Origin of the sequence: Microbacterium sp. MYb72 (genome assembly GCF_002979415.1) — a bacterium.
In the GTDB taxonomy this organism is placed as follows: domain Bacteria; phylum Actinomycetota; class Actinomycetes; order Actinomycetales; family Microbacteriaceae; genus Microbacterium; species Microbacterium natoriense.
Window position 1 is genome coordinate 23,811 of sequence record NZ_PCOT01000005.1, and the last position, 6,542, is coordinate 30,352.

Sequence of the window (6,542 nt, forward strand, 5' to 3'; positions counted from 1 at the left end):
GAGAATAGAAAGGTCATGACTGTCGCCACCGCTCCCGCCCGCCCGCTCCGCATCGGACCGATCGACCTCGACGTGCCCGTCGTGCTCGCGCCCATGGCGGGCATCACGAACACCGCCTTCCGCAGGCTCTGCCGCGAGTACGGCGCTGGCCTGTACGTGAGCGAGATGATCACGTCGCGCGCGCTCGTCGAGCGCAACGAGAGCACGATGAGACTCATCCGCCATCACGAGTCGGAGACCCCGCGGTCGATCCAGCTCTACGGCGTCGACCCGAAGACCATCGCCGATGCCGTGCGCATCATCGTCGCCGAGGACCACGCCGATCACATCGACCTGAACTTCGGCTGCCCCGTGCCCAAAGTGACCCGCCGCGGCGGCGGCGCCGCGCTGCCGTGGAAGAACCGTCTGTTCGCCGACATCGTCACCCAGGCCGTGAAGGCGGCGGGCGACATCCCGCTCACCGTGAAGATGCGCAAGGGCATCGACCACGATCACCTCACCTTCATCGAGGCGGGGCGCGCCGCCGAGGACGCGGGAGCGGCAGCCGTCGCCCTGCACGCCAGGACCGCGGGGGAGTACTACTCCGGCAACGCCGACTGGAACGCGATCGGCGAGCTCAAGCAGGCGGTGACCAGCATCCCCGTGCTCGGCAACGGCGACATCTGGTCGGCCGACGATGCGGTGCGGATGATGGCGCAGACCGACTGCGACGGCGTCGTGGTCGGGCGCGGCTGCCTCGGACGCCCGTGGCTCTTCGGCGAGCTCGCTGCGGCCTTCGGCGCCGAGACGCAGCCCGTCGATGCGACGCTCGGCTTCGTCGCCGACGCCTTCCGGCGTCACGCGGAGCTGCTCGTGGAGTTCTTCGACGACGAGGACCACGGATGCCGTGATGTCCGCAAGCACGTCGCCTGGTACTTCAAGGGGTACCCGGTCGGCGGAGACATCCGCACCGGCCTCGCGATGGCGTCGAGCCTGCAGAACATCGACGACCTGCTCGGACAGCTCGATCGCGACGCCCCCTACCCTGGAGCGGACGCCGAGGGCCAGCGCGGCCGGGCGGGTCGGCCGAAGCGCACGGCCCTGCCTGACAAGTGGCTCGAGTCGCGCGAGATCGCCGAGTCGACGTCGGAGATGATGCGAGGAGCGGAGATCGAGAACAGTGGCGGCTGACCAGCGGATCTCGGGCTACGACGCACGCGACGCGGAGCGCTTCTTCGCGGAGACCCACCGATCGGAGCGCGACGACTTCGCCCGAGACAGGGCTCGTGTGCTGCACTCCGCCGCGCTGCGCCGTCTTGCGGCGAAGACGCAGGTTCTGAGTCCGGCGAGCACCGCCGACTTCGCCCGGAACCGTCTGACGCACTCCCTCGAGGTGGCCCAGGTCGGACGCGAGCTCGCCACGGCGCTCGGGGTGTCCGCCGACGTCGTCGACACCGCCTGCCTGAGCCACGACCTCGGCCACCCGCCCTTCGGCCACAACGGGGAGCGGGCCCTTAACGACTGGGCGGAGAACATCGGCGGGTTCGAGGGCAACGCGCAGTCGCTCCGCATCCTGACCCGCCTCGAGGCGAAGGTCCTCGACGATCACGATCGCTCCGTCGGGCTCAACCTCACCAGGGCGAGCCTCGACGCGACCTGCAAGTACCCGTGGACGGTCGACAGTCCGGTCCCGGATCCGGGCGGGCGGCTGAAGTTCGGCGTCTACCCCGAGGACGAGGCCGTGTTCCGCTGGATGCGCGAGGGCGCACCGGGGCGCCTTCGCTGCATCGAGGCCGAGATCATGGACCTCTCCGACGACATCGGCTACTCGGTGCACGACTTCGAGGATGCGATCGTCAACGGGTACGTCGACGTCGCGCAGCTGTCGGACCCGCGCGAGCACGAGGCGCTCATCGACCGCATCCAGCAGTGGGTCGGCTACGACTTCACCAGGGACGAGCTCGCAGACGGCCTCTACCGGCTGGCAAGCCAGCCGATGTGGCTGACGTCGTTCGATCGCTCCCGTCAGGATCTGGCGCGCCTCAAGAACCTGACCAGCGACTTCATCGGGCGGTTCGCTCGCGCCTCCGTGTCGGCCACCAGGGAGGCCTACGCCGGTCCCGTCCTGGTGCGCTACAACGCTCATGTCGTGGTGCCGCGAGTGGTCGAGACCGAGATCGCCGTGCTCAAGGGCATCATGGGTCAGGCCATCGTCACGATCGATGCGCGCAAGGGCGTCTACAAGGAGCAGCGTCGCGTGCTGAAGCGCCTCGCAGACGCTCTGTGGTCGACCGATACGCTGTGGTCGGCGGGGGAGGACGTGCTCGAGCCCGCGTTCGCCGCGGACTTCCTCGATGCGACGACGGATGCCGAGCGCGCCCGCGTCATCGTCGACCAGATCGCCAGTCTCACGGATCAGAGCGCGATCGACTGGCACAACCGCCTCGTCGGCGAGATCGATCCCGCCGAGGTGGGGATCTGGAATCCGCGGAACGCCCGACCGGGCGCGCGTCGCGCGGCATCGGACGACCGGCATCCCGCATCCGCCGAGGTGCGCTGATGCCCCGCATCCGCCAGGCCGACGTCGACGAGGTGAAGGCGCGCACGAACATCGCCGACATCGTCGGCGAGCGCGTCGCGCTGAAGTCGGCGGGTGTCGGGTCGCTCAAGGGGCTGTGCCCCTTCCACGACGAGAAGAGCCCGAGCTTCCATGTCCGGCCCCAGGTCGGCTACTACCACTGCTTCGGATGCGGCGAGTCGGGAGACGTCTACTCGTTCCTGCGCGAGATGGATCACGTCAGCTTCACGGAGGCCGTCGAGAGGCTCGCCGGCCGCATCGGCTACACGCTGCACTACGAAGACGGGGGCGCCGCTCCCGAGACGAGCGGTCGGGCGCGGCTGTACGCGGCGAACACCGCCGCCGCAGAGTTCTTCCGCTCGCAGCTGCTGTCTCCCGATGCCGAGGCCGGGCGTCGTTTCCTCGGCGAGCGGGGGTTCGACGCGGGGGCTGCCGCGCACTTCGGCGTCGGCTTCGCCCCGCGCGGCTGGGACGGCATGCTGAAGGCGCTCACCGCGCAGGGGTTCACCCGGGAGGAGCTCAGCACCGCTGGGCTCGTCTCGACAGGCCAGCGCGGCGTATACGACCGCTTCCGCGGGCGGCTGGTGTGGCCGATCCGCGACGTCTCAGGGCAGACGATCGGCTTCGGAGCGCGCAAGCTGTTCGACGACGACCAGGGGCCGAAGTACCTCAACACCCCGGAGACGCCGATCTACAAGAAGGCGCAGGTGCTGTACGGCCTCGACCTCGCCAAGAAGGACATCGCGCGCGGCGACCCCCGGCGGGTGGTGGTCGTCGAGGGGTACACGGATGTGATGGCCTGCCATCTCGCCGGCCTCACGACCGCGATCGCCACCTGCGGCACGGCATTCGGCACCGATCACATCAAGGTGCTGCGACGGGTCATGGGAGACGACAACGCCTCCGGCGAGGTGGTCTTCACCTTCGACGGCGACGAGGCGGGGCAGAAGGCGGCGCTTCGGGCCTTCACCGAAGACGACCGCTTCAACGCGCAGACCTTCGTGGCGGTCGCGCCCGACGGGCTCGACCCCTGCGATCTGCGGCTGCAGAGGGGGGATGCGGCCGTCCGCACCCTCATGGACGCCAAGGTGCCGATGTTCGAGTTCGCCCTCGACCGCAAGCTCGCGGGCTTCGATCTCGGAACGGTCGAGGGGAGGGTGGGCGCGCTCAGGGCTGCGGCGCCGATCGTCGCGGAGATCAGGGACCGGCTGCTGCGCCCCGGATACGAGCGCGTGCTCGCCCGACGCCTCGGCATGGATCCGACCGAGGTGCACAACGAGGTCGAGCGGGCAGCACGCGGCGGCTCGCACTCCGCGCCGTCGCGACCGGAGCCGGCGTCCATCGATCCCGCAACGGGGGCCCCGGCGATCGTTCCGGTGACGCTCGCGAGCCTTCCCCGCACCGCAGACGTCGCCGTGGAGCGCGACGCGATGATGGGCGTGCTCCAGTACGGACATCAGATCGATCAGGCGCTGCTTTCCCGCGCGCTCATCGCGCCGTTCCGCACCCCGGGACTCGATGCGGTGCGGGAGGCCGTGGCATCCGCGCCCGACCGCACTCGCGCGGGCTGGGTGACCGACGCGGTCAACGCGGTGCGCGAGCCCTACCGTTCTCTCGCGGGGGAGCTGCTCATGACGCCGTTCCCCGCTCGCGACGAGGCGGGGGCCGTGGCGTCGGCGACCGATCTCGCGCGTCGGCTCATCCTCCGCAGTCTCGAGCACGAGAAGCAGGAGCTCCTGGGGGCCGTGCAGCGCGTCCCCGCCGACTCCGACGGAGGGCGTGCCCTGCGCATCAGGCTTCGCGACATCGACGTGGAGCGTCAGCGGTTCACCGAGTCGTAACAGGGGGCGCCGCTCGGCGCAGGGCAGGATGGAAGCATGTCCCGAAGGCCCGACTCCACCACCGCGATCGACTGCTCGGACCTGGTGATCGACCGGGCCGGCCACGGTGCGCCGACCAGGGCCGTCGACGGGGTGACCTTCTCGCTCGCCCCCGGTGAGCTGATCTGCGTCGCGGGCCCCACCGGCTCAGGCAAGTCCTCGCTCGTGCTCGCCCTCGCAGGATCCACCGATCCGTCCGTCCGTGTGGTCGGCGGAAGCGCCCACGTCTGCGGAGTGGATGTGCGTCGCCCAGGACGCAAGCACCGGATCCTCACCTACCGCACGGGTTTCGTGCCGCAGGGAGCCGGTGCCGACCTGCCGCCGCGGCTCACCGTGCAGGAGGTGATCGCCGAGCCGATCCTGATCCGCGAGAAGCGCGTGAACACCAAGGCGCTCTCGATCCGTGTGGCCACCCTGCTCGACGAGATGCACCTGCCGCTCGGCACGGCCGCGAAGTTCCCTTACGAGTTGAGCGCGGGAATGCGGCAGCGGGTCGCGATCGCACGCTCCTTCGTGCTCGAGCCGAGGGTGCTGATCGCGGACGAGATCCTCGCCAACCTCGATCTCGAGGTGCGCCCCGTGGTCTTCGACGCCATCACCCGTCGTCGCAAGGAACAGGGCATGGGGGCACTGCTGGTGACGAACGACGCCGACTTCATCCGTGAACTGAACGCCGAGACCCTGATGCTGCGCAGCGGCCACGTCGTCGCCAGGGGAGTCGGAAAGGACCTGCTCTGGGCGCCCAACGCCGAGGCGGATTCGCAGTCCTGAACACCGTTGGATGCGACACGCCCGAGTCATCGTCCGTGTCACGAGCACGCCGAAGTCTTTGCTAAGCTTGTCGAGTTGCCCGCTCAGCGGAGCACATTCCTCGGTAGCTCAATTGGCAGAGCAGCCGGCTGTTAACCGGCAGGTTCTTGGTTCGAGTCCAAGCCGGGGAGCCAAGACCCCTGGCCTTCGCATGAAGGCCAGGGGTTCTCCTTTTCACCACAGCCGATGAAAGCCGGAGCGGATGACTCGATCCACGCAGTTCGCGCAGCTCGGCGCGCTGCTGCTCGAGGCGGGATTCTCCGCCACCGACACCCGCGACGCGCTGGAGGAGATCCGCGCCCGCAGGGCCCCGGAGCAGGAGCTCGCCTTCGCTGTGCTCCCCGAAGCGGTCTTCGTGTCGCCCGCAGAGGGGTCAGAGGGATCGATCCTCCGCATGTCCTTGGCATCGTCCCTGTCGACGAGGCAGTCCGCGATGGTGAGCCGGATGATGCACCGTCTCCGTGACGGTGAGATCTCGCTGGAGCGGGCGCTCGGGGCCGAGCAGGACCGCATCCGCGCGGCCTGGATGCGCAAGCCGCTGCTGCGTTGGGTCGTCGGCAACGCGCTCCTCGCCGGCGGACTCGCGGTGCTGTTCCGCTGCCCCTGGTGGGCGGTCGTCGTGTCGACGCTCGTCGCGGCGCTCATGGGCGCTGTCGCCGTCCTGCTGCGCCGCATCCGTCCCGCTGCGGCGATCGTGCCGTTCGTGATCGCGTTGCTGTCGACCGTGCTCGTCAGCGAATCGGCTTCGATGCTGGGCTATACGACCGTGCCCCTCTTCGCCGTCTGCGCGCCGATCGCGATCCTCGTACCGGGGGCCATGATCACGAACGCCCTGCTCGAACTCACCTCGGCCGACGTCGTCACGGGCGCGTCGCGTCTCGTCTACGGCGTCGTGCAGCTCGGATTCATGGCGGCGGGAGTCGCGGCGGGCAGCGCCTGGATCGGTCTCGAGATCGATCAGGACTCGGCCTTCCTGCTCGCCGATGTCGCGGGGATCATCAGCGCCGACCCGGCCTGGGCGTCCCTGCCCTCGACCGTCTTCAGCTGGATCGGCGTCGCTGCCGTCGCGATCGGCATCAGTCTCGCGTTCGGGGCCGGGTACCGGCTCACCGCGGTCAGCATCGCCGCGATGGGAGTCGCGTATGCGCTTCTGATCGGGGTGGCGCCGTTCTGGGGGAGCACGGTGGCCACCGGAGCCACGGCAGCGGTGCTCTTCGTGATCGCCAGGCTGGTCGAGCGCTCCTCGTTCGCGATCCCCGCGACATCGGCGAGCAGGAAGGCCGAGTCCTGATCGA

General features: G+C 69.5%; 5 protein-coding genes and 1 tRNA gene. All 6 read left to right on the forward strand.

What is annotated here, in order from left to right; all coding sequences use genetic code 11:
* Window positions 1-15: 15 nt before the first annotated feature.
* The gene (gene dusB / locus CQ047_RS03845) at window positions 16-1,170 is read left to right on the forward strand and encodes a tRNA dihydrouridine synthase DusB (protein ID WP_105672970.1); all 1,155 of its coding nucleotides are present in this window, start codon (window positions 16-18) and stop codon (window positions 1,168-1,170) included.
* Window positions 1,160-2,539 (forward strand): deoxyguanosinetriphosphate triphosphohydrolase, encoded by a 1,380-nt coding sequence (locus CQ047_RS03850; RefSeq protein ID WP_105672971.1) that lies wholly within the window; start codon window positions 1,160-1,162, stop codon window positions 2,537-2,539. Before dusB ends, CQ047_RS03850 begins: the two co-directional genes overlap by 11 nt.
* On the forward strand, window positions 2,539-4,398 hold the full coding sequence (dnaG, locus tag CQ047_RS03855; protein WP_105672972.1) for a DNA primase: 1,860 nt from the start codon (window positions 2,539-2,541) through the stop codon (window positions 4,396-4,398). The genes CQ047_RS03850 and dnaG overlap by 1 nt, the downstream gene beginning before the upstream one ends.
* Before the next feature lie 36 nt (window positions 4,399-4,434).
* Window positions 4,435-5,208 (forward strand): ATP-binding cassette domain-containing protein, encoded by a 774-nt coding sequence (locus CQ047_RS03860; RefSeq protein ID WP_105672973.1) that lies wholly within the window; start codon window positions 4,435-4,437, stop codon window positions 5,206-5,208.
* 97 nt (window positions 5,209-5,305) lie between these two features.
* A tRNA-Asn gene (locus tag CQ047_RS03865) sits at window positions 5,306-5,381 on the forward strand.
* 68 nt (window positions 5,382-5,449) lie between these two features.
* Window positions 5,450-6,538, forward strand: a complete 1,089-nt coding sequence (locus CQ047_RS03870) for a threonine/serine exporter family protein (RefSeq protein WP_219844586.1) — start codon at window positions 5,450-5,452, stop codon at window positions 6,536-6,538.
* The last annotated feature ends 4 nt before the right edge of the window (window positions 6,539-6,542 follow it).